Origin of the sequence: Planktothrix pseudagardhii, assembly GCF_904830925.1 — a bacterium.
GTDB classification, from domain to species: domain Bacteria; phylum Cyanobacteriota; class Cyanobacteriia; order Cyanobacteriales; family Microcoleaceae; genus Planktothrix; species Planktothrix tepida.
In genome coordinates this window covers 4,786,170-4,808,335 of the sequence record NZ_LR882967.1, presented here as the reverse complement: position 1 = coordinate 4,808,335, position 22,166 = coordinate 4,786,170, and the positions used below count along the sequence as shown (strand labels likewise).

General features: G+C 39.3%; 17 protein-coding genes. 9 read left to right on the top strand and 8 right to left on the bottom strand.

Annotated features, from left to right (window positions below):
- Window positions 1-242 precede the first annotated feature (242 nt).
- From NMK36_RS20715 to NMK36_RS20695, 5 genes are all read left to right on the top strand, one after another.
- The gene (locus NMK36_RS20715) at window positions 243-2,666 is read left to right on the top strand and encodes a DUF4912 domain-containing protein (RefSeq protein ID WP_254174520.1); all 2,424 of its coding nucleotides are present in this window, start codon (window positions 243-245) and stop codon (window positions 2,664-2,666) included.
- 185 nt (window positions 2,667-2,851) lie between these two features.
- Complete coding sequence (locus NMK36_RS20710; RefSeq protein ID WP_254174519.1) at window positions 2,852-4,885, top strand: DICT sensory domain-containing protein; 2,034 nt, start codon at window positions 2,852-2,854, stop codon at window positions 4,883-4,885.
- A gap of 306 nt (window positions 4,886-5,191) precedes the next feature.
- Window positions 5,192-6,151: a protochlorophyllide reductase gene (locus NMK36_RS20705; protein ID WP_072720024.1), complete on the top strand. Its 960-nt coding sequence runs from the start codon at window positions 5,192-5,194 to the stop codon at window positions 6,149-6,151.
- Between the two features lie 76 nt (window positions 6,152-6,227).
- Window positions 6,228-6,530 carry a hypothetical protein gene (locus NMK36_RS20700; RefSeq protein ID WP_254174518.1) on the top strand — a complete coding sequence of 101 codons (303 nt, stop codon included), beginning with the start codon at window positions 6,228-6,230 and terminating at the stop codon, window positions 6,528-6,530.
- Entirely contained in the window at window positions 6,527-6,751 is a 225-nt protein-coding gene (locus NMK36_RS20695) for a hypothetical protein (protein WP_254174517.1), read from the top strand. Before NMK36_RS20700 ends, NMK36_RS20695 begins: the two co-directional genes overlap by 4 nt.
- Window positions 6,752-6,756: 5 nt before the next feature.
- On the opposite strand, the gene NMK36_RS20690 is transcribed toward NMK36_RS20695, so the two are convergent.
- The 3 genes from NMK36_RS20690 to NMK36_RS20680 form a co-directional block, all read right to left on the bottom strand.
- Window positions 6,757-8,169 (bottom strand): GTP-binding protein, encoded by a 1,413-nt coding sequence (locus NMK36_RS20690; RefSeq protein ID WP_072720022.1) that lies wholly within the window; start codon window positions 8,167-8,169, stop codon window positions 6,757-6,759.
- A gap of 201 nt (window positions 8,170-8,370) precedes the next feature.
- Entirely contained in the window at window positions 8,371-8,676 is a 306-nt protein-coding gene (locus tag NMK36_RS20685) for an RNA recognition motif domain-containing protein (protein WP_072720021.1), read from the bottom strand.
- 192 nt (window positions 8,677-8,868) lie between these two features.
- A complete protein-coding gene (locus NMK36_RS20680; protein ID WP_072720020.1) occupies window positions 8,869-10,161 on the bottom strand; it encodes a hypothetical protein in 1,293 nt (430 codons plus the stop codon).
- A 958-nt stretch (window positions 10,162-11,119) separates the two neighbouring features.
- On the opposite strand from NMK36_RS20680, the gene NMK36_RS20675 reads away from it, so the two are divergent.
- Window positions 11,120-12,502 (top strand): UDP-N-acetylmuramoyl-tripeptide--D-alanyl-D-alanine ligase, encoded by a 1,383-nt coding sequence (locus NMK36_RS20675; protein ID WP_072720019.1) that lies wholly within the window; start codon window positions 11,120-11,122, stop codon window positions 12,500-12,502.
- A 340-nt stretch (window positions 12,503-12,842) separates the two neighbouring features.
- Entirely contained in the window at window positions 12,843-13,076 is a 234-nt protein-coding gene (locus NMK36_RS20670; RefSeq protein WP_072720018.1) for a hypothetical protein, read from the top strand.
- A gap of 242 nt (window positions 13,077-13,318) precedes the next feature.
- Here the strand turns inward: NMK36_RS20670 and NMK36_RS20665 are convergent, their stop codons facing one another.
- From NMK36_RS20665 to cimA, 3 genes are all read right to left on the bottom strand, one after another.
- Window positions 13,319-13,921: a metal-dependent hydrolase gene (locus tag NMK36_RS20665; RefSeq protein ID WP_072720017.1), complete on the bottom strand. Its 603-nt coding sequence runs from the start codon at window positions 13,919-13,921 to the stop codon at window positions 13,319-13,321.
- Window positions 13,922-14,109: 188 nt separating this feature from the next.
- A complete protein-coding gene (ilvB, locus tag NMK36_RS20660) occupies window positions 14,110-15,993 on the bottom strand; it encodes a biosynthetic-type acetolactate synthase large subunit (RefSeq protein ID WP_281250334.1) in 1,884 nt (627 codons plus the stop codon).
- A 279-nt stretch (window positions 15,994-16,272) separates the two neighbouring features.
- Window positions 16,273-17,892: a citramalate synthase gene (gene cimA, locus NMK36_RS20655; RefSeq protein ID WP_254174516.1), complete on the bottom strand. Its 1,620-nt coding sequence runs from the start codon at window positions 17,890-17,892 to the stop codon at window positions 16,273-16,275.
- Window positions 17,893-18,151: 259 nt separating this feature from the next.
- On the opposite strand from cimA, the gene NMK36_RS20650 reads away from it, so the two are divergent.
- Entirely contained in the window at window positions 18,152-18,484 is a 333-nt protein-coding gene (locus NMK36_RS20650; protein WP_072718761.1) for a 2Fe-2S iron-sulfur cluster-binding protein, read from the top strand.
- A 221-nt stretch (window positions 18,485-18,705) separates the two neighbouring features.
- Here the strand turns inward: NMK36_RS20650 and speA are convergent, their stop codons facing one another.
- The gene (speA, locus tag NMK36_RS20645) at window positions 18,706-20,697 is read right to left on the bottom strand and encodes a biosynthetic arginine decarboxylase (RefSeq protein ID WP_072718762.1); all 1,992 of its coding nucleotides are present in this window, start codon (window positions 20,695-20,697) and stop codon (window positions 18,706-18,708) included.
- A gap of 128 nt (window positions 20,698-20,825) precedes the next feature.
- Between speA and ndk the strand changes: the two genes are divergently transcribed.
- The gene (gene ndk / locus NMK36_RS20640) at window positions 20,826-21,275 is read left to right on the top strand and encodes a nucleoside-diphosphate kinase (protein ID WP_072718764.1); all 450 of its coding nucleotides are present in this window, start codon (window positions 20,826-20,828) and stop codon (window positions 21,273-21,275) included.
- A 46-nt stretch (window positions 21,276-21,321) separates the two neighbouring features.
- Here the strand turns inward: ndk and NMK36_RS20635 are convergent, their stop codons facing one another.
- Window positions 21,322-22,020, bottom strand: coding sequence for a TerC family protein (locus NMK36_RS20635; protein ID WP_072718763.1), 699 nt, complete (start codon window positions 22,018-22,020; stop codon window positions 21,322-21,324).
- Between the last annotated feature and the right edge of the window lie 146 nt (window positions 22,021-22,166).

The following is a 22,166-nucleotide window of genomic DNA, read 5'->3' as shown; positions in this document are numbered from 1 at the left end:
TTTAATTCCCCCTATTAATGGAATGAAAATCAAGGGGGGATTTTTTAATCAGGCAATGGGATGAAAGTGACTTCTAATCGGTTAAAATTTAGAAGGGAATAGACAACTCTGACTTGTTTGCCTCTAGTTCCCCTGGGCATATACCTTGCGATGCTTCAATTTTCTGATCGATTAAGCTTAAATATTGTTATTCAACTATAATTTTTAGTTAAATTAGGGATTATCAGCTTGCGATTCTATCTATGTTGTTAAATAAAAAAGATACATCGATAGTGACCTTAACGTTATTGTTATCAATAGCGACAAGTCCCGTTGCCTGGGCAGCCTCTCGATGGCCTTCTAATACCAGTGTAGCGGATTCTACTACGCTTTCAGAGTCGTCCTTGCTATCCTCAAAACAAGTTAGGAAGCTTAATATTGAGCGACAACCCTTGAGTAGTCAGGATGAATGGGATGTCAAGCTGAAACCTATGTCAAAATCTGAGGTAGCCCTGAGTTCTCAACAACCCATCCTGTTGAGCCAGCTTGATTCGTCTCCACTTCCACCTAGAACAAAAAAGAATAGTGTCGTTAGCCAATCTTCCCAAGTGCAGCAAGCAACGGTTCCTGCAACGGAAGGAGAAATCCCAAGTTGGTTATGGTGGTTACTACCGATGATTCCGGTTTTAGGATTTTGGCTGGGGTTACAATTTAAAACTCAACGTTCTAAGTCTGGGGATAAACAATCTAAGGAGTCTATTACTCCTGTATTATCTACAGAATCTGATATTTCTAGGAAGCAACATCAGACTCCTTCTAGTCCAGTATTAGTGGGAGGAATGGAGTTAAACGAGTCTACAACAGAATCCCTGAAAACCTCCTTTTCTCCTATTGTTTCTTCTGTTTCTACTCCTCGTACTGTTCTTAAAAAACATAATCAGACTGAAAAAGAATTTGCTTCTATGGAAGATAGGGCAATTCAGCAAGTTGCAGAAGCGGTATTAATTGCAGAAATTGATGAGAGTGAAGCTGAAGCCGTAATCGCAGAATTTTTGACGACAAAAGCACCCATTGAGAAACTAACAGAGTCGGAACTCTTGGTTTCCCCAATATTAGAAACAGAACCCAATATCCCAACAGAACCTGCTATTGTAGAATCGGATATTGAGGAAGAACCTTCAATAATTGCAACGGTTGGTGAGGAATTAATAGAACCAGAATTATCAGTTTTTGAAATAGTAGAAACTGAACCGAATATCCCCACTGAATCTACTATTGTAGAATCGGATATTGAGGAAGAACCTCCAATAATTGCAACGGTTGATGAGGAGTTAATAGAACCAGAATTATCAGTTTTTGAAATAGTAGAAACTGAACCGAATATCCCCACTGAATCTACTATTGTAAAATCGGATATTGAGGAAGAACCTCCAATAATTGCAACGGTTGATGAGGAGTTAATAGAACCAGAATTATCAGTTTTTGAAATAGTAGAAACTGAGTCTGATATCCCCACTGAACCAGCTATTGTAGAATCGGATATTGAGGAAGAACCTCCAACAATTGCAACGGTTGATGAGGATTTAATCAAACCGGAATTATCGGTTTCCCCAATATTAGAAACAGAACCTAATATTGCAACAGAATCAGATATTGTAGAATCAGATATTGAGGAAGAACTTCCAACAATTGCAACGGTTGATGAGGATTTAATCAAACCGGAATTATCGGTTTCCCCAATATTAGAAACAGAACCTAATATTGCAACAGAATCAGATATTGTAGAATCAGATATTGAGGAAGAACTTCCAACAATTGCAACGGTTGATGAGGATTTAATCAAACCGGAATTATCGGTTTCCCCAATATTAGAAACAGAACCTAATATTGCAACAGAATCAGATATTGTAGAATCAGATATTGAGGAAGAACTTCCAACAATTGCAACGGTTGATGAGGATTTAGTTAAACCGGAACTGTTGATTCCTAAATTATTAGAAACAGAACCTAATATTGCAACAGAACCCGCTATTGTAGAACCGGATATTGAGGAAGAACCTCCAACAATTGCAACGGTTGATGAGGAGTTAATAGAACCAGAATTATCGGTTTCTGAACTCGCAAAAACTGAACCCGAAGAAATAGAATTAGGAGTAGCCCATCAAGATGTTCGTTCAGAAGCGGATGTAGCAGCCACTAAATTTAACCTCGGAAAAGAGATTACATTTGAACCCTCTCTTGCAGATGTAGACCAAGGACTCCCAGCATTACCCGATGGTTATGGCCAGAGTCAGATTTTCCTGCTTCCCCGTGACCCCAATTGGGCCTATGCCTATTGGGATATTCCCAACGAACATAAAGAATATTTACGTCAGCAAGGCGGAATTTATCTGCTGCTGCGGGTTTATGATGTTACTGCTATTGATATGGACACTCAGCCACCCTTGTCCATGCAAGAATATGAATGTGATGAGATAACGCGAGAATGGTATATTCCTATTTCCATGAGCGATCGCGATTATATTGCGGAATTGGGTTATCTGACGAGAGATGGACGTTGGTTAGTCCTGGTTCGATCTAATCATATTCGCATTCCCCCCATTTATCCGACGGACTGGGAAAATGATCAATTCATTAATGTTCCTTGGAACAAAGACCTCAGAGGAAAAACCCAGTTTAGACTCTAAAACTCTCATCATTTGGGACATTGAACAAGCTGTTAGCGGAAGCTGACAGCTAATTTTTTCTATTAAAGACGGGGAGGAATGCTAAACCTGCTAAACTTGCTACTAAAATGGGTAAATCTAACTCCATCAGCATCAAAGTCAAGACAAGCCGTTCATCCCAATTTTACTGAACGAAGACACCCTAGATGAGTATCTCGACCTCGGTACTAACAGAATTGGTGCAGTTCCTGCCCAGTTTAAAGCCCCAAATTTATTTTAAATCCTCTTTAACGGCTCTATCTCATGCGATGGAGGATCAAGTTTTGGCGGGATCTGACCAACCTCTGGTAATTGCGACCTTTCAACAGGAACGATTTTATCGTCAAGAAGCTCACCGTTACCGCAGAATTTCTGAAATCACACCCCAAGTCTATGTGATGGCGGCTTCAGAAACAGCCTTTACAAACTCTTCTGACCATCATGAAACAGTGGCGTTTAACCCAGAAGATCAACTGCGTCAAGAATGGAATTTATTGGTTTTAGGACAATATTATTCAACCTGTTTAGTCTGTATTGAACGAGAAGATTTAGTTCAAAATTCCCAGATGCCAGAACAGTTATTAATGGATCAAGCTCGTCCCTTTGAAGGGATTTGGACATCAGATCGTCAAGTCTGTATTAAAGTTGCAGAATTGCTGTTTGAACGCATTTTACATTACCGCCCTGAATTAACAGAAAAGGTAGAACAAGGGTTTAGTAGTTTTGGGATTCGTTTAGGAACTCGAAAAGGCAAAAAAACAACAACTCGGAGCAAATCTAATTCGATTTCTCAAGATTGTTCTTCTCTTAATGATCCCTTTGCTTATCGTTTAGTGACTTATTTACAAGCGGGTCAACATAAACTGTTACGGGTCTATCGTTCCTTAGCCGCTAAAGAACGAAAGGAACGTTTAGTTAATTCGATTACCGCTACTATTCGGCAATCTTTGAATCCTCAAGAAGTGATCAAAGTGGCAACCCAAGAATTAGGGGAAGCAATGGGAGCTTGTCGTTGTTTAATTTATCGCTGCAAAGCAACAGATAATTCCGTTAAAATTTCAAATGAATATTTATGTAATAATATGATTTCTCTGATAGGAAAAACCTGGATTTTGCGAGAAAATCCTTTATTTCAAGAAGTTGTTAAAGGGCAAGAACGAATTTATATTAATGACATCAATAAAAATAATTTTACCAAAATCAATCAAGCTAATGAAGCTGCCGAAAAAACGCTATTAGTTTTAACAAAGTCCGAAGAAGCTTTAACAAAGATTGCTCAAAAATGGCAAATTAAAGGCTGGTTAATGATTCCAATTTTATACCAGGGTCAACTTTTAGGCATGGTGGAACTGCACCAATGTAATTGTAATCGTTCTTTATGGCAAGAAGATGATTTATCGATGGTAGATGCGATTGCAACGCAATTGGGAGCCGCTATTATTCAAGCAGAAACCTATGCAAATTTAGAAGACTTAAATCAACAATTAGAAGCTTTAGAACGTACCCGCAGTAATTTAATTGCCATTACCGGACATGAATTAAGAACACCTTTATCGACGATTTTAGTGTGTTTAGAAACCTTAAATCAAGAGCCGGATATGCCTGTAGAAATGCGAAAAGTTATGTTAGATACGGCTTTAGAGGATGCTGAACGCTTAAGAAAATTAGTACAAGATTTTTTAAAATTATCCCATTTAGAAAGCGGTCGAGTCGATTGGAATCCTGAATCATTACGATTGAAAGAATGTATTGATTTAGCCATTAGCGGCATTCGTACCCATCATGTAGCCCATGAAGTCCCTGGAATTGAAACCCAAGTTCCCTCAGATTTACCTTTAGTTCAAGCCGATGGCGAATGGTTAGTAGAATTACTGTCTAAACTATTAGATAATGCCTGTAAATTTACAAATCCTGATGGGAAAGTCACGATTAGTGCTCAATGTAATAGCGATCAAATGGTCGAAGTCACAATTTCCGACACGGGACGGGGAATCGAACCGAATCGACTAGACGCGGTATTTGAGCGTTTTTATCAAGAAGAAGGTTCTCTACGTCGTAGTGTGGGTGGAACAGGCTTAGGATTAGCGATCGGCAAACAAATTGTTAATGGTTGGGGAGGGGAAATTTGGGCAGATTCCCCTGGGAAAAATCAAGGAAGTCAGTTCCATTTCACCATTCCTTATATTGAAAACAATGATTGATAGCCATTCATTTAACACAATCGAATCACTCTGAGTCCTGAAGGACTCGCTACAATAGTGACCCCAAAAAATGGGTACAAGCCCCGTCCTTATAGGGCGGCTTTTTTATGTTAGACTATTTGGCTTAGAGGTTCCACGTCAAATGATGATTTTGGAGTTCAAGGCACAAGGGAAAACAACTCAATACGCAGCGGTTGAGTCTATGAATGAAGAATCCCCTCGCCTTTAGGTAGGGGAGTGTCAATCAGTGTGATAAAACATGAGATCCTAGAAAGAGTCAACGATGGTCAATTGAGTTAAAATCCTATGGCAAATCAAGCAACAGTTGTAATTACGGGAGCGTCTTCGGGCGTTGGTTTGCAAGCCGCTAGAGCCTTAGCCCAAAAGGGTTGGTATGTGGTTATGGCGTGTCGGGATTTAGCTAAAGCTGAACAGGCTGCTCAATCTCTGGGAATGTCCCCCGACAGCTATAAAATTCTTCCCATAGATTTAGGATCTTTAGCCAGTGTAAAACAGTTTGTTGCGGATTTCCGGTCTTTGGGTCGTTCCCTGGATGCGTTAGTCTGCAATGCGGCGATTTATATGCCTTTAATTAAAGAGCCTTTATGGAGTCCAGAGGGGTATGAATTAACCGTAGCCACCAACCATTTAGGACATTTCTACCTCTGCAATGTCATGTTAGAGGACATGAAACGCTCTTCCTATCCTGATCGCAGAATGGTGATTTTAGGAACTGTTACCCACAACCCTGATGAGTTAGGAGGGAAAATTCCTCCCCGCCCCGATTTAGGAAATCTTGAAGGGTTTGAACAAGGTTTCAAAGATCCGATCACAATGATTGATGGTAAAAAATTTGAACCTGTTAAAGCTTATAAAGATAGTAAGGTTTGTAATGTTTTAACGATGCGAGAATTACATCGCCGTTATCATGAGTCTACCGGAATTACGTTTACTTCTTTGTATCCGGGTTGTGTAGCAACAACGGCTTTATTCCGCAACCATTATCCCCTATTTCAGAAGATTTTCCCCATCTTTCAAAAATACATTACTGGGGGATTTGTTACCGAAGAATTATCGGGCGATCGCGTAGCCATGGTTGTCGCTGATCCTGAATATAAACAGTCGGGAGTCTATTGGAGTTGGGGAAATCGACAAAAGAAAGATCGCAAATCTTTTGTGCAGAAAGTCTCTCCCCAAGCCAGTGATGATCAAAAAGCTCAAAAAATGTGGGATTTAAGCGCTAAATTAGTGGGATTAGCGTATTAAAACCTGAGTTGGATTGTTAGCTGTTCTTAGTAGATAGTTAACAATCCGCTTAGTTGAGAAATATCTAATAGAGGTTATGTTCAGTCAACAACAAACTTCTCAGAATATAGATTTGTGGCAATTAGTTGTCACTAGAGAATGGGATTATATCCAAAGCCGTCAAGCCTTTCTGAACAGTTGTACAGACAGAGTAGAAATGCTGCAAAAAGCATTACAAAATCCTAGAGAAAGAGGGACTGCATTGCGATTGCTTTTTTACCTTACTTTACCAGAACGTCAGCATTTATTCAATGATTTGGTGGCTTTAGCTAGTGTTTCTCATTCGGATATTGAACTCTGCCGAGAAGTTTTCTTTCTTTGCCAAAAAGTTGGTTGTTGAACAATATTGAAAACGCTGCTGAAGAGGTGTTAGCTGATGGTACAGATGAAGAATATAGACGGTTGTTAGAACTGTATATTAATATTGACGATCACCTCACTGAAAGGCTAGTTAAACGAGCTTTAAGTCATGAGGATGAAGATATTAGGGAAGCAGGAGAGGATTTCCAAAAATATCTAAAGCTAAAAAGGTTTAACAGATCAATTGAAAATAACACCTAAAAAAATTAACGTTCTAAAGTTCTGTTTTTAACATTAATTTTGCTCCATAATTCTTCTTTAATTCGATTCAAAATAGAAGTTTCATCTAAGGTTTCTAAAATATGTTGAACAACAGCTTTCGGCCCTTCTTCTCCCCAGGATGCACCATTAGCTAAATAAGCTTTTGTTACCTGTCCAATGGCATAACAAGAGACTCCTGCGATCGCAGCTTGGGGAATGGCGACGGATAAATAGGGAACTAAGGATAATCCCCCGGTTACGGGTGCGGTTAATCCCAATACACTTTTTAACGAACTTAAGCCAAAATTTGCTACCAATTCACTGGCTGTAATTCCTCCCATACTTAAGGCAATTTTTTGTAATAATTCAACTGCACCTTGTTGAGTCATGGAAATTCCATAGAGTTTAGATAAGGTTAAAATGAGAACCACATCAATCATCGCCCCACTTAATAAATCAATCATCATCAGGGGATTTAAGGCGATCGCAATGGATTTTGTCATCACTCCATTCCAAATCACTCGGTTAGCACTTTGTTCCCGAATTTCCATTTTTCGCTGCACTAATTTTTCATTCACATCTCCCGCATATAACATTGTATTTAAAGCGACTAAAGATTTCCCTTCCCGATCCAAAACCTCTAAAATTTTTAGCTTTAATTCTTCAATTTGAGGTTCTCCCCTCGTTAATTGAGCACTTAAACTTCCATCAGGACGACGAATCGCTTTCGCCACTAAAGGAGAAGCGGCTGCCATTACAATTTCATTAGGAGATAATAATTCTTTGACTCGTTCATCGCGAATTTTTTCATAAATTGCTTGTCGGTCAGCTTCTGGATATTGATCAATTTTATTAAACACTAATAATATCGGTTTTCCCGCTTCCCGCAATTGAGAAAGGGCATCATATTCAACTTGAGTAATATCTCCCGCAATCACAAATAATAATAAATCCGCTTGTTGTGCCACCTGACGAGCAATTTGTTCACGGGTTTCGCCATCAACTTCATCAATTCCTGGAGTATCAATCAGTTCAATTTGAGAAATCCGATAGGAAACCGCCGGAATGGGAGATGCAGAATTTTCAGTGACTTGCCATTCCTGCATTTGGGTGGTTTGAGTGACACCATGAATGGGGCCAGTAATAAACACCTCTTGACCTAATAAAGCGTTCAAAACCGAAGATTTCCCCCGTCCCACCATGCCAAAAACGGCAATTTGTACAGAGGTACGGTCTAATTTATCCATCATCCTCTGCAACCCCCCAATATCGGGTTCTAAACCCTCTCGTTCTGTGGGGGTTAAGTCCAGATGCTCAACAATCTCGCGTAAGGCATCTTGAGCGTGGCGTAAATTTAATTCCGCTTGCAGGTCAGTAAAACTCAGCAGCGTTGTATTCAGTTCATCATCCAGATTCATTTTTTGTTAGATAGCAGGGAACACCGAACAGGGAACACCGAACAGGTAGGAAAAAAATTCTCTGCGCGCGGTTTCAGCATCAGTTGATGCCCTAACGACCCAGGCGCGACTGTTATTGTCAATTACTCTTTCTATTTTGCCAAATTAATAACGGGTCTTACCATTGGCAAAACCCGTAATTGATGGAATTAAATTTCTGTTCTAATAAGAATTATTGCGATAGCCTCCCCGTGACTGTCGCTTACCGCCACCGCCTTCATTCTCTTCACGCGGTCTTGCTTTGTTGACTCGCAGATGACGCCCCATCCATTCTGCTCCATCGAGAGCCTCAATTGCAGTGTTTTCGTCTGCTTCATTCACCATTTCTACAAAGCCAAAACCACGAGATTTCCCAGTTTCTCTATCTTGAGGAACAGTGGCTCGTCTGACTTTACCGTATTCTTGAAAAACTTGCTCTAGGTCTCCAGAGGTAACCTCATAGGCTAAGTTACCGACATAAATCGACATGGAATAACTCCAACCTTAAACTCGGACAAAATTCAATTTCGGCAACATACCCGTCCCTACAGAAGCTTATCAAATTAAGATTTCTGTAACTTCAAACAATGTACATAACCGAATTTGATTAACGATCCATATTATAACATAGAATCGTCAATTGAGTTTAGTCGCGATCAATACAATTAGGGTTTTTAAAGCTTATTGGATGAACGATAAATCAACTCCTCCAAAGTTAGCACTTAAGGCAACATTCAAATTTTCTAAGACTTTTACTAACCAGAGCACTCCATCTTGGGAACAAGACTCGTAATGATTAAATAAAATAGCAAACCGTTTTTCCAGGTAAGGTTTGACTTTTCGACAGATTAATACAATTTTGAGTAATAACCCAACGGTCATGGTAGGCCCGACATTAGCAATCAAATCAATAAAGACAAAATGATTGGGTTTCTGTGGACTCTCAACCACTAGAAAATTTAACATTTGGTTACAAGTTCGCAGCAAGAGAAACTCACTAAATTTTTCGTCATCACTGTGGGGAATGGTATTTTGTAATAATTTATATAATTTGTCGTTAAACTGGTTACGGATGTAGGATGAATCAATTGATGTTGGCGTGATATATTCATACAAACTCTCTTTAAAAGAGCGAAAAGATTGATTGGGTTGAGTTTGAGCAATAAAGTTTTGAGCTAAATCTCGATAGCTTTGTGATCCTTCTACTTTTCCAACAAATTGTTTGAGGGCTACAAACAGTTCTCGATTATTTAAAAGAGTGGGGTTAGGAATGGGGGAAGCAAATTTTTTAGCTTCTTCTACAGAAGTTCGACGGGCGATAGTGGCGAGTCGAATTTGATGGGCGGCATATTGAGATAAATCGAGTTCAAATTTGCGTTGTTTTTGCGCTTGAATTTGTTGAATCATCTGTTGATGTTCATAAGAACTATCCTCACTTAATAAACAATGTTTATAAAGATAGGGATAGCGAGGAATTAATATTCTTAAAGGTTCGGAAGATTGAGCTTTATAATCTAATTCAGTTGGCTGATTAATAACGGCTGCAAAGCGTTTTAAAGCTAAATATTGATCACTTTTTGTAAATTCATAGACTAAATCTCCCAATTGACGAACTGTTTTAGAGTAGGAGTAAACTTTACGGATTTTGGGAATCGAGTCATCAAAAAGTTGAATTAATTTATTAATCGCGGCTTTGCGTTGAGGAGACGTATGCCAACGATTAATTAAAATATAACAACAGCGATTCAGAATATGATTAAAATCTTGAGCTTCTAATTTAGAGATGACTAATTTATTTAAGGCTCTGGAGATTTCTACATCAGGATACCCCGATCCTTCAATAAATAATAAATTAAGTCGCTCTATCAGTTGATACGGCTCATCTATTTCGACCCGACTGAGTAAGTGATCATAAATCGTCTGTTCCTCTAGGGCCGTAGCTCGATGTAAAGAATTAACTAAATTGTTGTTCATTTTTGATTACCCATCTGCTCAATTTGAGTTGTCTTGTCTGGTGAAATCCCTTCATATTCTTCAGTGGCTATCTTGACTTCATTCTAGGGATTTTAATTCCCTCGATTTTTGCGGTAACAATGCCTCTTAAGATTAGGGATAACTCCTATTGGGAAGAATGACCAGAAAAATGTTTATCCGTTGTCTGAATTCCCATCCCTCATGGACAGATCTGAAAGTTAACGCCTAAACTTAAAAGTTAAAAAGACACAATAGAATTGTGGCACACGAACAAGAGAAAGTTCTAGTATTGAGTATAATAAAATTCACCGAGGCAAACTTTGAAACCAATAATTCCACTGAAAAGCCTACAGAAACGATGTGACTTCATTGATAAGATTCGACTTTGCAACTTTTTCGCCTTCAATCCTCCTCACGAAACAGAAGCAAGTTGATCTGAAAATCAAGCTGATTCAGTTTTTCATGGCTTTCAGTCTTAGAAGGACTTGAAGATTATGCACCCTGGAAAAATCTGTCCTCGATAACAGGCAATCCTGATAGCCCATTCAAAACTAATATCAACATTTTGTTCAAAAGTCTCTTAGCAAAGAAACCACTGCTTGGAGTTGTTTCGATTAAAAATAGACTTTTGTATTAGTCCGGTATTATGTCCAAATTAAGGCTGAAATCATACTCCATTTCGCTCAAAATGGCTATAAAATCAGTGATGTTTTATAATACCATAACAGGCTGACACTCTCTGCACAATTAGTACGGAGATTGTGGATTCTAAGAGTCCACTTAAAAGATAGGTTTGCCGTTCAGGCGAGAGAGGTTTCCCGTCGCTGCCTGTTCACCTCAGGGGAGAGATTACCCAGGGTAAGCCCTACCCGGAGCCTGCTCAAGTCAGGACGGGGCTTTAAACTCTTTTTTTGGGTAATCAATAATGATCAATCAATTTTATTTATAGAGTCAGAGAATGTCTAATCTCATCACTATCGGCCAGCTTGCTAAAATTGTAGCGATTAATGAACCCTTTAACTGTGATTTCCCTGATTCCACCCCCGTGATTGGGATCACAACTGATACCCGCAGTCTTCAACCCGGAGAAGTATTTTTAGCATTACAGGGGGAACAATTTAATGGCCATCATTTTGTAGAACAGGCCCTTAACCAAGGGGCGATCGCGGCAATTGTTACACCGGATTTTGCCGAAACTCACCCGAATTTACCGCTTTTAGCTGTTACCAATTCCTTAAAAGCGTATCAAGAGATTGGCCGATGGTGGCGAGAGCAATTCCAAATTCCGATCATCGGGGTGACAGGTTCGGTGGGGAAAACCACAACCAAAGAGTTAATTGCATCGGTATTAGGAACTCAAGGCAAAGTCTTAAAAACTCAAGCCAACTACAATAATGAAATTGGCGTTCCTAAAACCTTATTACAACTCACGGCTGATCATGAGTTTGCGGTGATTGAAATGGCCATGAGAGGAAAAGGACAAATTGCTGAATTAACCCAGATTGCACAACCGACCATTGGATTGATTACCAATGTAGGAACCGCTCATATTGGACTGTTAGGGTCAGAACAAGCCATTGCTGAGGCGAAATGTGAACTGTTAGCAGAAATGCCTAAAACCAGTGTGGCGATTTTAAATCAGGATCAACCCCGTTTGATGAATACCGCAGCAACGGTTTGGTCTGGAACCACAATTACCTATGGGTTGGAAGGGGGAGATCTGCGAGGAGAATTAATCGACTCCCAAACCCTACGAGTTGAGGGAGTGAATTTGCCTTTACCTTTACCGGGTATTCATAACGCCTCTAATTTTTTAGCAGCATTGGCTGTATTGAGGGGAATTTATGGTTGGGATATGTCCCCAGAAACCTTGTATGCACCGTTTCTGCAAGGGATCGCGGTTCAGTTACCCGATGGACGAGCAAAACGCTATGAATGGGGAGAAGATATTGTTATTTTAGATGAAACCTATAATGCGGGCTTGGAATCGATGTTGGCTGCATTACGGTTACTGGCGGATACACCGGGAAAACGCCATATTGCTGTGTTGGGAACGATGAAAGAGTTAGGAGAGCGATCGCTAGAATTCCATGAACAGGTGGGGCGCAAGGCACGGGAACTCAATTTAGATGGATTATTTATTTTAGCCGAATTTGAAGAAGCAAATGCTTTAGCAACCGGAGCCGGAGGTTTACCGTTGGTGGAAATTGTGGATTTGCAAGCGTCGGATGCTCACCCACAAATGGCACAACGGTTAAAAGAGTTTATCCAACCAGGTGATCGGATTTTATTTAAAGCGTCTCATTCGGTGCAACTGAATCGAGTTGTAGAATTGTTATAACAGGCAATAGGTAATCAGAATTAAAACAGTGCGATGCTACGCGATCGCATAAATTGAACATCTGTTCTGGAACGCCCTGAACTTAAGCTGAGATTCAGGAAAGATAGGAAAATATTAAGTTTTATTTGCCTAAGACAATAAAGGCTGAAACTTTTCCCTATAGTGGATTCAATCAAAGCTGGTCACTTCAAATGCAAGGGATAGGTGTAAAATAGCTCAAAAACCTTGTCTGAGTTTGCAAACTCATGACTCTTTACAAATCATCCGCTTTTAGATAGATGAATGAACCTAGAACCTTCAGTTAGGGTTAGTGAGAAGTTCTCTCATGGAGTCTAACCGTATGGTTGCCACAAACAATGCCAAGGTTATTAGTGATCTGGAGTACGATTTGTTGGCTGTTTTGAAAAACAAAACAGAAGCCATTGAAATTTATAAAACCTATATGCAAGATGCCCAAGAGATGGATTCTCAGCCTTGTGTTCAATTGTTTGAAAAGTTGCAACAAGAAGAAATGAGACAAGCTGAAGAAGTCCGCCACCATCTTCAGGAAGTGATGCAGAAGGGCAAAATGTAATCCATTAAGAACATTACCACTTTCTTAACAATTAATCATCAGTTATCCGTTATTAGTTATTACAAATTGTAGTGCATAAAATCTTAAAAATTTATATTCCATTCTTTAATGTTTGCTACAAAAACTGATCAGATGGCTAATAACTTCTTTTTTCCACCCCCTATACCCTATTTTCTTTTTCCTTCTGTTCCCTGTTCCCTGTTCCCTGTTCCCTTTTGTAGCATTCTGTTCGAGATTTCATATTAGTTTCTAAGGATTGACTTTGATTTGAGTTTTCGATGGTAATGGATATTATTTTTAACAGTAGATAAAGTTGCTTTTTGAGCTTTATAGGCTTGCCATTGAGTCAACAATTGATACAAAACAACAGTTAATAGTAATTCATAGGAAAGGGATACAAGATGACTGGGATGAAACCATCCTAGGGAATAATGAACCCCTGGAAACAAGAGAATTGGGGATTTAAAAAACTGATCTAAAAAGGGTAAAAACAATTTAATTCCTCGCCCTTCTGCAAAAAAATCTAAAATTAAATGGGAACTATAAAGAATTAAGGTAAATCGGAATAATTGTTGATAGGATATTTTCCAAATTTTACTGGCAACCCAACTGATAATTAAACTAAAACCCAGGGTAAAGATTAAACTATGGGAAATTCCTCGATGAAACTCTATTCCTGTTAAAATTTGGGGCATAAAATCAAAATCTGCACAGGTTGCTATAAAAACTGGATATAAAATATTCAGATCAAAACGGCGAAATGGATAGGATTTGGGGATGATATGGGAAGGTAAATATTTGCCGAGAAAATATCCAGCCGTTGCATGAAATAAAGGAGAGGGCATAATTGCTAATAGACGAATTGATCCTGATCACCATCATCTTGAAAATCCTAAAATTCCTTGATTTTGGAGATTAACCTAGACTAACTCTATTATGACAATTTTTTTTAAAGTTGCAACAAAACCCGGTTTCTGTATAAAAGCCTTGAGTTGACTGGATGAACAAAAGCTAGAAACCGGGTTTTTCCCATCTAAGCTAACACTAAATTAGGTGTTAATGGTGAACCACATTCCGAACAACATTTATGATTTGCTGGATTTAGCGTTCCGCAACTCGGACACCCTAACGCCTTACCATTGGTTTCTACAATTGCAGGTTTTAAACCCATCATATCATCATTACTGTGACCGGGAGCTACCATTGGGAAACAATCTTCATTCCGAGTTACCCGCACATCTAATAACATCGGGCCATCATAAGCCAACAATTCAGTAATGGCACCTTTTAACTCTTCCCGTCGAGAAATATTCAAAGAGCGAATATTATAAACATCGGCTAATTTTGCAAAATTGGGACTGCCTTTTTCTAAGTTTGTGGCTTCATAACGATCATCATAAAATAAATGTTGCCACTGTCGTACCATTCCCAACCAACCATTATTTAAAATAATCGCTTTCAGCCCAATATTATATTGAGCAATGGTTCCCAATTCCTGCATATTCATTTGGAAACTTCCATCCCCACTAATACAAATGACTTGTTCATGGGGTAAAGCCATTTTTGCACCCACCGCCGCCGGAATTCCATATCCCATTGTGCCTAAACCGCCACTAGAAATCCATCGACGCGGCCCCGTTTTCAGAAATTGAGCCGACCACATTTGATGTTGTCCGACATCCGTTGTATAGAAAGCATGGGGAGCTTGACGAGACACTTCTACAATCACTTCTTGGGGGGAAATGCCTTGTTCTGGGTGAGGGATTTCTAAGGGATATTCTAAGCGCAATTGGCTTAAATGTTGACACCAAGCTTGTGTTTTTTCGGGGTTAATACTATCGCCTAATTCATGAACATGACGCAACAAATCAATTAAAACTTGACGCACATCTCCAACAATGGGAACATCGGGTGTGCGGGTTTTTCCAACTTCTGCTGGATCAATATCAATATGAATCACTTTAGCATTTTTCGCAAAGTCATTGCCTTGACCCGCCACGCGGTCATCAAACCTTACTCCTAAAGCAATTAATAAATCACATTCTGTTACAGCAAAATTGGCATAAGCTGTGCCGTGCATTCCCAACATTCCTAAAGATAAAGGATGATTTTCATCAAAAGCGCCTTTTCCCATTAAAGTTGTTGTCACCGGAATTTGAAAGCGTTCAGCCAGTTCGTGAATTTCCGCATGGGCACTGCTAGTTATAGCACCTCCGCCTACATATAATATGGGTTTTTCTGCTTCTTGAATTAACTTTAACGCTTGATGAATTTGGCGAGGGTTTCCTTTAATAGTGGGTCGATATCCAATGAGTTTCACTTGACCGGGTTCAACGGGTTGATAATCAATTTTAGCAATACCAACATCCTTGGGAATATCAATTAAAATTGGCCCCGGTCGGCCACTATTTGCTAAATAAAAAGCTTCGGCTACAATGCGAGGAATATCAGCCGGATTTCGCACTAAATAAGAATGTTTAACAATGGGTAAGGTAATGCCATAAATATCAATTTCTTGAAACGCATCACTTCCTAAAGAACTGCGTGGGACTTGTCCGGTAATGGCGACCATCGGTACAGAGTCTAAGTAGGCCGTTGCTAACCCGGTGACGAGGTTGGTAGCTCCTGGGCCAGAGGTGGCTAAACAAACGCCGACTTTACCCGTTGCTCTGGCATAACCATCGGCGGCGTGGGCGGCACCTTGTTCGTGGCGCACCAGAATATGTTGTAAATCTCCCGCCTGTTCGGCTCGATAAATTTCATCATAAAGGGGTAAATTTGCCCCCCCTGGATAGCCAAAAATATGCTTAACGCCATGACGTTTAAGGCTATCAATTAAGGCAAAGGCTCCCGATACTTGTTGCTGAGTTTTCATCTTGTTCTCCTGAGATTCAAAAAATTTTGCTGAGAAATTCAATTTCTGGGCAAGAGGGTCATTTTAGGGCTGGCTATTGTTTAATTTGTCTTAATCTTAAAATAACAATTCAATTTCCGCTCTTGTCGAAATATTTTTGCATTTCCAGTTTAAATAGAGATGTTTCTATTTGTATATTAGAGCAACTTTATCCAATAAAAACTATATTTTTTATTAAGTTTCAGAAAATTAAAATATTCTAAAAAATGGGTTCTGTTCAGCACTATTTGATTATACTCAGTAGATCTCACCCAGAAACCCATTTTCTATCTCTTCAATGAATTAACTCACCGTAACAACGGATACAGATTGTTCCTGTTGTTGCAGTAGTAACCCATATTCTAGTCCTTCCACAACGGCTTGATAAGACGCATCAATAATATTAGTAGAAACCCCTACCGTTGTCCAACGTTGCTGACCGTTACTCGACTCGACTAAAACACGAGTTTTCGCGGATGTTCCTGAACCTCCATCAAGAATTCTAACTTTATAATCCCGCAATTGGAATTCAGCAATCATCGGATAAAAATTCATCAAGGCTTTTCTTAAAGCGGCATCTAAGGCTGACACCGGGCCATTTCCCTCGGCGGCTTCTAAAATATCTTGACCATTGATGGTAACTTTTACCGTTGCTAAAGCATGGCAAATTTCATCACTAGATTTATCACAATGGACTTGAAACCCTTTTAAGGTAAAAAAGGTTTTCCGTGTTCCTAATGCTTCTCGCATTAATAAATCAAAACTCGCTTCCGCCGCTTCAAATTGATAGCCTTGATTTTCTAAATCCTTTAATTGTTGTAAAATTTTGCGGCTGGTGGGATTATTTCGATCTAAATCAATACCAAAGGTTCTGGCTTTTGCTAAAACATTACTTAATCCCGCTTGATCTGAAACGACAATGCGCCGTTGATTTCCAATTGCTTCTGGGGGAAGATGTTCATAAGTTAAGGGATTTTTTTGTACCGCCGAAACATGAATTCCTCCCTTATGGGAAAAGGCAGATAATCCTACAAACGGCGCATGATCATCTGGGGCTAAATTGGCAACTTCACTGACAAATCGACTAACTTCAGTGAGTTTTTTAATAGCTTCATCTCCAATACAATTATAGCCTAATTTTAATTGTAAATTGGGAATTAAAGTACAAAGATTGGCATTTCCACAACGTTCGCCATAGCCATTAATAGTTCCCTGTACCATATTAACGCCTTCTAATACGGCTGCGATCACATTCCCAACGGCCGTTCCTGAATCGTTATGAGTATGAATTCCAAATTGTAGAGGAAAAGGGGTTTCTAAGCCTTTGAGAGCTTGAATTACTTCTTGGACAATTTGAGTAATTTCATGGGGTAATGTCCCACCATTCGTATCACAAAAAACCAACCATTCAGCCCCAGCTTTTGCTGCCGTTTTCAAGGTTTCTAGGGCATAATTTGGATTAGCTTTATACCCATCAAACCAATGTTCTGCATCATAAATTACCCGTCTTCCTTGACTGCGAAAAAATTTAATGGTATCCTCAATCATGGCGAGATTTTCGGTTAAAGTTGTTTGCAATCCTTCGGTAACGTGCAAATCCCACGATTTCCCAAATAACGTTACCCAAAGGGTTCCCGCCGATAAAATGGCTTTTAAATTATCATCTTCTTCCGCATGGCTATTCGGTCGTCGAGTCGAGCAAAAAGCAACAACTTCAGAATGCACTAACGGTTGTTCTTGTAACTTCCAAAAAAATTGAACATCTTTAGGATTCGCACCGGGCCATCCTCCTTCAATAAAGGGAATTCCTAAACTATCTAATTGACGCGCAATTCGCAATTTATCATCCAAAGATAAGGATAATCCTTCTCGTTGTGCGCCGTCTCTTAAGGTTGTATCGTAGATCCAAAGCGGTTGAGTCATGGCTTGTAAATTTAACAGTTAACAATAATTTTGATCACCCGCAAATCAAGATGAGATCGATGAATGATCGAGATGCAGATGTCAGCATTCCATCACATTGTTATTGTGGCGTTCTGCTCTCTAACTGCTACATTATTATAAATCTGTTAGCTATATTTTCCTTTTTAACTCTTATTTTACTTTTAAAAGTCTAGTTTTGATCTTGAAAAAAAGTAACAATTCAGTTAAGAATCATTGCATAACTTTTATTAAGGGAAAAATGGTACAAATTCAAGCTCAAGGAAAAACCATCACTTGCGAACCGGGTGCGAATCTGCGGAAAGTCTTATTAGAGAATGGCGTTGATCTCTACAATGGTCAAGCTTCCCTGATAAACTGTCATGGATTTGGTACCTGTGGGACGTGTTGCGTCGAAATTGAAGGGGAAGTCTCTGAACCCCAAGGGAAAGAGAAAATTCGTCTTTCTCTTCCTCCCCATTCCTCCAAGAACCAGCGCCGTTTAGCGTGTCAGGTTAAAGTTTTGGGGGATATCAAAGTTAAGAAATATGACGGGTTCTGGGGTCAGGGTTCGCAAACCACCTGGACTCCATAATTAAAAAAATAAAAATGGGGTTTCTTGATTATTCCAGAAACCCCATATAACTTTTCATAATCTATTACCCGAAAAAAGTAATTGAATAAAAAAATTGACCCCAAAATCTGTCTAAGGATGACTGGGAAATTTAGCCCCCATCTGCGGAATGTGGGATATAAACAACAAAGACACAAAGAAAAGATTTCAACCTTCTTTTTTGTGTCTTTGTGATTCTTTGATTAATGCAGATAGGTATAACGGCGCAAACTGCGTTCGTAGTTTTGTAATAAGAGTTGAGATTCCTCTAAACTAATGCGATTATGCTCCAATGCTTGTTCAGTTTGGCGACGAATACTTTCGATTAAATCTTCTGTATCATATTGAACATAACCTAAGACTTCGTGCATGGTATCCCCTCTAATTACAGATTCAATTTGATACCCTTGGGGGGTGAGTTTAATATGAACAACATTGGTATCCCCAAATAAATTATGGAGATTTCCCATAATTTCTTGGTAAGCACCAGCTAAAAACATTCCTAAATAATAGGGTTGTTTTTCATTGGGATTTTGAGCAGAATTTGAGGGATGTTCTAAAGGATGTAATTCTAAAACATATTTGACATCGCGTAGATCAATAAACTGATCAATTTTGCCATCACTATCACAGGTTAAATCCGCTAAAGTTGCCCGTTTTGTCGGTTCTTCATCTAATCGATGAATCGGTAGAATGGGGAATAATTGATCAATAGCCCAGGTATCCGGCGCTGATTTAAAAACCGAAAGATTGACATAATAAATCGAAGCCATAATCTTTTCTAAGTCTTCTAATTCATCGGGAATATAATCAGAATTTCTGACGATTTCTAAGATTTTTCGACAACAAGCCCAATGGAGTTTTTCCGCTTTAGCGCGATCACTTAACCTTAAATAACCAAAATTAAATAAACTAATGGCTTCTCCTTTAAATTGGGTTGCATCATGATACGCTTCTTGATAGTTATCTTCATTAATAGATTGATAAGTATCATCCAAATTTCTTAAAATTAGATGATCTTTTTCGGAAATAGTCGGAGGTTCTCCCATGGGGATATCACTGGTTCCTAAAACATCAAAAACTAATACCGATTGATGGGATGCGATCGCTCGTCCACTTTCACTAATTAATGTAGGAACTGGTAATTTTCGCTCCTCACAAGCTTCTTTAACCTCCGCAACTACATCATTGGCATAATTCTGCATATTATAGTTTTTAGAGGCATGGAAATTAGTTTTAGAGCCATCATAATCAACCCCTAAACCACCCCCCACATCCAAATATTTCATGTTTGCCCCTAATTGAGCTAATTCTACATAAATTTGGCTGGCTTCTTGTAGGGCATCTTTCAGGACGCTAATGGAAGAAATTTGAGAACCAATATGAAAATGTAACAGTTGCAAACTGTCTAACATTTCAGCTTTTTTCAACTTTTCAACAACTTCCATAATTTCAGGAATCGTTAACCCAAATTTAGCGCGATCGCCCGTTGATCCTCCCCAACGTCCCACGCCTCTTGTACTTAATTTAGCCCGAACTCCCACAATCGGACGAATCCCTAATTGTTGACTCGCCACCATGACTAAATCGACTTCTTCAATTTGTTCTAAAACAATAATCGCCGTTTGTCCCAGCCGTTGCGCTAAAAGGGCGGTATTAATATATTCTTGGTCTTTATAACCATTACAAATTAACAAGGAATCGGGATTTTTTAATAACGCTAAAGCAATTAATAATTCTGGCTTTGAACCCGCTTCTAAACCAAAATGATAGGGTTGACCAAACCGGACTAAATCTTCTAGTAAATGCCGTTCTTGATTACATTTAACCGGATAAACCCCCCGATAAACCCCTGGATAACTATAACGAGCGATCGCTTTAGCAAAACAAGCATTTAATCGTTCAATTCTATCTTCGAGAATATCAGGAAACCGAATTAATAACGGTAACTCAATATTGCGACTTTTTAAAGATTCGACTAATTTTAATAAATCTAAAGATCCCCCTCGGTTGGCTTTGGGAGAAACCGTAATATGACCTGCGGCATTAATGGAAAAATAAGGATCACCCCACCCTTGAATGCGATAGAGTTTTTCACTGTCTTCAATTGTCCAGGTTTTTTGAGGTTTTCCGTTGGGGGAGTCCGTCGAAACCTGGGGTGTTTGTGTTGTGGGGGTAAGTGCGTTGACGTCCATATTTTCTATCCTTGCCGTTGAGCAACCATCAGACAGTTTAACGGGTTAAGTTAAGAATGACTAGCAATCTGTCACCTGGGATACGGTAATCTAAATTGTGAACTTTAATGACAACTAAGGAGATTCCCTTGGAACGGACATTTCTTGCGATTAAACCCGATGGCGTTCAGCGTGGACTCGTGGGCGAAATTATTCGGCGTTTTGAAACCAAAGGGTTTACCCTAGTCGGTTTGAAACTGCTCATCCCCTCTCAGGAATTAGCAGAAAAACACTATGCAGTCCACAAAGAAAGACCCTTTTTCAAGGATTTAGTGTCTTTTATTACCTCTGGCCCAATTGTGGCAATGGTCTGGGAAGGAGATGGTGTGGTAGCTTCTGCGCGTAAAATGATCGGCGCGACGAACCCGTTAAACGCTGAACCCGGAACCATTCGGGGAGATTTTGGAATCAATATTGGTCGCAATATTATTCATGGTTCTGATGCCATTGAAACCGCACAAAACGAAATCAGCTTATGGTTTAGTGATGCCGAATTAGCCAATTGGGAACCCACGATTAAACCTTGGTTAGTTGAGTAATTTTTAGGGTGTTAGCGGTTAACAATTGAGAGTTAACCGTTAACGATTAAGAATTACTCGGAGAATCAGTCACTCGTTGGGAAAATCCCCAAGCAAATAAACTCAAGGTCAGGACAACCATTAACCATTCCGGTGGGACTAACGCTGAATCAATTACTCGTAGTAATAATCGTAATCCCACTAAACCAACCGTTAAATATCCGGCTGTTTCTAAATAGACATATTCTTTTAGCCACTGAATAAATAAACTTGCCATAAATCGCAGAATAATAATCCCTACCGTTGCCCCGGTAATCACTAACCACGCTCGATCTGAAATAGCGATCGCAGCAGTCACACTATCGAGAGAAAAGGCTAAATCTGTAATAGCAATCAGGACTAGGACTTGTCCAAAAGAATGATAACGGACGGTTTCTTCTGAATTTTCTTCCTGATTTTTCTTGGTAAAATATCGAAAAACTAACCAGAGTAAATATAACGCTCCTAATAGCTCAAACTGCCAATATTTAATTACCCAAGTAGCCGTAATAATCAAAATAATCCGTAAAATAAATGCTAAAAATAACCCAATATTTAGAGCTTTATTTTGAAGCTTGCTATCTTCTAAACCACAGGAAATAGAAGCTAAAGCAATGGCATTATCCGCAGACAATACGGCTTCTAGGGCAACTAAAATAGGCAATAATACAAGAAGATTTAACTCTAAATTCCGAGAAAATTCAAAAACGTGATCAAGGTCTAACATTAACGATTGATGATTCCTAATAGTGTCCTAATTTCAAATTATAGAGGATAAAGGATTGACACTCCGCACTCTTCCCCCGACACCCCCCGTTTGTCCCCGCTTGTCCCCGCACTCTTCCCTCATACCCCGCCCCCCTGTTCTTGGCT

Excerpts from the sequence above, each read along its gene's own strand:
- NMK36_RS20675 (WP_072720019.1), top strand. The coding sequence starts at position 11,120 with ATGTCTAATCTCATCACTATCGGCCAGCTTGCTAAAATTGTAGCGATT.
- NMK36_RS20705 (WP_072720024.1), top strand. The coding sequence starts at position 5,192 with ATGGCAAATCAAGCAACAGTTGTAATTACGGGAGCGTCTTCGGGCGTT.
- NMK36_RS20650 (WP_072718761.1), top strand. The coding sequence starts at position 18,152 with ATGGTACAAATTCAAGCTCAAGGAAAAACCATCACTTGCGAACCGGGT.
- NMK36_RS20690 (WP_072720022.1), bottom strand. The coding sequence starts at position 8,169 with ATGAATCTGGATGATGAACTGAATACAACGCTGCTGAGTTTTACTGAC.
- NMK36_RS20680 (WP_072720020.1), bottom strand. The coding sequence starts at position 10,161 with ATGAACAACAATTTAGTTAATTCTTTACATCGAGCTACGGCCCTAGAG.
- NMK36_RS20700 (WP_254174518.1), top strand. The coding sequence starts at position 6,228 with ATGTTCAGTCAACAACAAACTTCTCAGAATATAGATTTGTGGCAATTA.
- NMK36_RS20715 (WP_254174520.1), top strand. The coding sequence starts at position 243 with ATGTTGTTAAATAAAAAAGATACATCGATAGTGACCTTAACGTTATTG.
- NMK36_RS20710 (WP_254174519.1), top strand. The coding sequence starts at position 2,852 with ATGAGTATCTCGACCTCGGTACTAACAGAATTGGTGCAGTTCCTGCCC.
- NMK36_RS20635 (WP_072718763.1), bottom strand. The coding sequence starts at position 22,020 with ATGTTAGACCTTGATCACGTTTTTGAATTTTCTCGGAATTTAGAGTTA.
- NMK36_RS20670 (WP_072720018.1), top strand. The coding sequence starts at position 12,843 with ATGGTTGCCACAAACAATGCCAAGGTTATTAGTGATCTGGAGTACGAT.
- cimA (WP_254174516.1), bottom strand. The coding sequence starts at position 17,892 with ATGACTCAACCGCTTTGGATCTACGATACAACCTTAAGAGACGGCGCA.
- NMK36_RS20665 (WP_072720017.1), bottom strand. The coding sequence starts at position 13,921 with ATGCCCTCTCCTTTATTTCATGCAACGGCTGGATATTTTCTCGGCAAA.
- NMK36_RS20685 (WP_072720021.1), bottom strand. The coding sequence starts at position 8,676 with ATGTCGATTTATGTCGGTAACTTAGCCTATGAGGTTACCTCTGGAGAC.
- speA (WP_072718762.1), bottom strand. The coding sequence starts at position 20,697 with ATGGACGTCAACGCACTTACCCCCACAACACAAACACCCCAGGTTTCG.